At 31.6% G+C, this 3,165-nt stretch carries 3 protein-coding genes and 1 pseudogene; all 4 read left to right on the top strand.

All coding sequences use genetic code 11. The features are described from left to right. Positions 1-506 (top strand): transposase (locus CUL_RS17505; RefSeq protein WP_035143266.1); only part of this gene is annotated, 506 nt, incomplete at its 5' end. Positions 507-515: 9 nt separating this feature from the next. After that, complete coding sequence (locus tag CUL_RS0113995) at positions 516-1,865, top strand: metallophosphoesterase (RefSeq protein WP_051403565.1); 1,350 nt, start codon at positions 516-518, stop codon at positions 1,863-1,865. 164 nt (positions 1,866-2,029) lie between these two features. Then, a pseudogene (locus CUL_RS18505) lies at positions 2,030-2,218 on the top strand (SelT/SelW/SelH family protein); the annotation flags it as partial. A 99-nt stretch (positions 2,219-2,317) separates the two neighbouring features. Further along, the gene (locus CUL_RS0113985; RefSeq protein WP_025642292.1) at positions 2,318-3,061 is read left to right on the top strand and encodes an endonuclease/exonuclease/phosphatase family protein; all 744 of its coding nucleotides are present in this window, start codon (positions 2,318-2,320) and stop codon (positions 3,059-3,061) included. Positions 3,062-3,165 lie beyond the last annotated feature (104 nt).

Here is a 3,165-nt window from a genome sequence, read left to right as displayed (position 1 = left end):
CAACCAATAGAGATGGCTATAGGGAGTATAAATCAGATCCTAAAATATGTATAAATTGCCCAGATATAAACAAATGCACAAATAGCAAAAACCATACTAAAGTTGTTACCCGTCATATATGGGAAAATTATATGGAGGGAGTCGAGCATTTAAGGCATACAAGCATTAATAAAGAAATATACGATATGAGAAAGGAAACAATAGAACGTGTATTTGCAGATATGAAAGAGAAGCATGGCATGCGCTGGACAACCCTACGGGGCTTAAAAAAAGTTAAGGCGCAGGCGATGCTTATTGCTGCTTGCATGAATTTAAAGAAGATAGCGAATTGGATGTGGAGGTCCAGGAAAAATGGACCAAATCCATCCAATCCATGCGTTAATATGCATGGTCTTTTATCAAATTTATATAGTTTTATTATTTGTTCATTAAGAAACACGGTTTCCATAAAGAAGGAAACCGTGTTTTGTCTACAAACTGAACAATCAAATATAATTAGATTGTGAGGTTTTATTATGATTATTAAGAGAATATTCCTATTCTTTGTAATAGCGCTTATTTTATTAGCTTCAGTTGGATGTGTGGAAAAATTTACTTGTTCCGTGTTAAATTGTAAAATTAAATCTGGAGAGGATATTACTTTCTTTATAGCAACAGATCCTCATCACCTATCTAAAAAGACTTATGATAATGGAAAAGCCTTCGATTGGTTTCTTAATTCTGGTGATGGGAAACTACTTCAATATACTGACGAAATAATAGATGCTTTTACTTTAGACATTGAGGATAGTAAACCAAATATATTGATTATTCCTGGTGATCTAACTTGCAATGGAGAAAAAGAAAGCCATTTAGAAATGGCAGAAAAATTGAAAAACATTAAAAAGCTAGGAGTTCATGTATTCGTAGTTCCAGGCAATCACGATATTGAAAATCCTTGGGCTAGGAACTATTTTGGAGATGAAATGATTAAAATCGATTCTATAACTAAAGAAGAATTTGTTGAAATATATGAGCCCTTTGGCTTTAAAGATGCTATTTCTAGAGATAGTCATTCTTTAAGCTATTTGGCAGCGCCTGCAGAAGATGTTTGGCTACTAATGCTGGACTCAGCTAAATACAAACGAAATAAAGTAAGGGATGCTCCAGAAATGGGTGGGGAAATCCCATCTAAAACCTTCAACTGGATAAGGGAATGTGCTAATTTAGCAAAAGAAAACAATGCTCAGATTATAGCGGTTATGCACCATAGCTTAATGGATCATAGTGAAGTAATTAATGAGCATTATACCATTGAGAATAGCCAAGAGGTGATAGACTTACTTCTTGACTGTGATATACAGATTGTATTATCTGGCCATATCCATTTGCAGGATATAAAATCTTATAAAAGGGATAATAAAAATATTTATGATATTGCTACATCTTGTTTAATAGCTTATCCTAACCAATATGGCGTCTTAAAATTTTCACCAGAAAAAGGATTTGATTATGCAACAAGAAGAGTTGATGTATACGCTTGGGCCTGGGAAAATAGTATTAAAGATAGAAATTTAAATAATTTTAATAAATATTCCAGAGATTTCTTTAGGCAGAGATCCTATGACAAATATTATGATACTTTGCTAGAAATAAGTAAGTTTTCAAACGAAGAAATGAAAGCCATATCGGAAACAGTGGCGGAACTCAATTTAAAATATTTTGCAGGTTTTAGAAACGAGCTTATTCACGATATATTCCCAACTAAAGGATTTAAAATTTTGCAGGATACAGCACCATTTTTCATTAGAGATTATGTAATGAGCATGTTTAATGATCAAAAAACAGATAACAACAAAATACATATTCCAATTTATTCAAAATGATAAAAAAGACTAGATACTTTAATCATTTCTAATCCTATTATTGATAAATTCTATACCATTTGGGTAACTATAAACTAATATAATGGAAAAATTCAATCAAGGAGTGATCTTTAATGAAAAAAATTATTACCATTGAGTATTGTACAGCTTGAGGCTACTTACCAAGAGCAGTTGCTCTAACAGATAATTTATTAGGAGAGCATAAGAATGAAATATCTGAACTCAAAATAATCCCTTCTTCTGATGGGGTGTTTGAAATAACTATTGGAGACGAATTGATTTTTTCTAAAAAGGAATTAGGAAGATTCCCTGAGGAAAATGAAGTAGAAGAAATGGTAAAAAACAAAATATAAAATAGAATTAATATAAAATTTTTTAAACAAAAACTCCACCTTTTCCTTTTAATAGGTTAAAGGTGGAGTTTTAACAATATACATTTGGGAGTGTAAATAATGTGCATAAATATTCTTACATGGAATATTAAAGTAGGACAAAATAAAGATGGTGGTTATCCAGTTTCAAAAACAGGAAATTTAGATAGAATTGCAGATCTTATTAAGGATTCTAAAACTTCAATTGTATGTCTTCAGGAAGTAGATGCATATACTTTACGATCCGGTATAAAGACTCATCAGGCTGCATATATTGCCAACAGACTTACTCTTACCACAGGAAAGGTTTGGAATTATAAATATATTGTTTCTAAGAATATGAACCCAGGATATTACGGTAATGCAATTCTAAGCTGCTATCCAATGACAACTGCTTTAAAAATCCATTTGCCTAAGGTAAATAGCAAAGAAGACCGCAGTTTTCTTCTTACAAATGTACATACGGACGATTTTTCAATATATATAGGCACATTTCATTTGGGACTACAAGGGGATCAGTTTTTTCAGGCACAACAAATAAAGAATGTATTAAACAATAATTGTTATCTTGATAAAAGAATAATCCTTGGAGGTGATCTAAATACCCCAGAAGGTTCAGTTGCTTATCATATAATGCTTAATCAAGGATTTCCTATGATAGATGTTGGACCTGTGGGAGTCTGTACTTTAAACTGCTATAATAATTCTGACAATCCAAAAATTGATTTTTTATTTTTAAGAGGGCTTTCTACCTATAACCTAAGAAGTGAAGTACTACCCGTTGACATCTCAGATCATAGACCAGTAATGTTATATCAATTTTAAAATATATCTGATAAAAAAGAAGGCAATAAACCGTTAAAAGCATTATAAAACCCCATCTATATTCCTATAGATGGGGTTTTATAGATTAAGCTTCCATAAACATC

The organism is [Clostridium] ultunense DSM 10521, assembly GCF_000511955.1.
Lineage (GTDB): Bacteria > Bacillota > Clostridia > Tissierellales > Tepidimicrobiaceae > Schnuerera > Schnuerera ultunensis.
The sequence above is the reverse complement of the archived record's forward strand: the minus strand, read 5'-3'. Positions and strand labels throughout refer to the sequence as shown.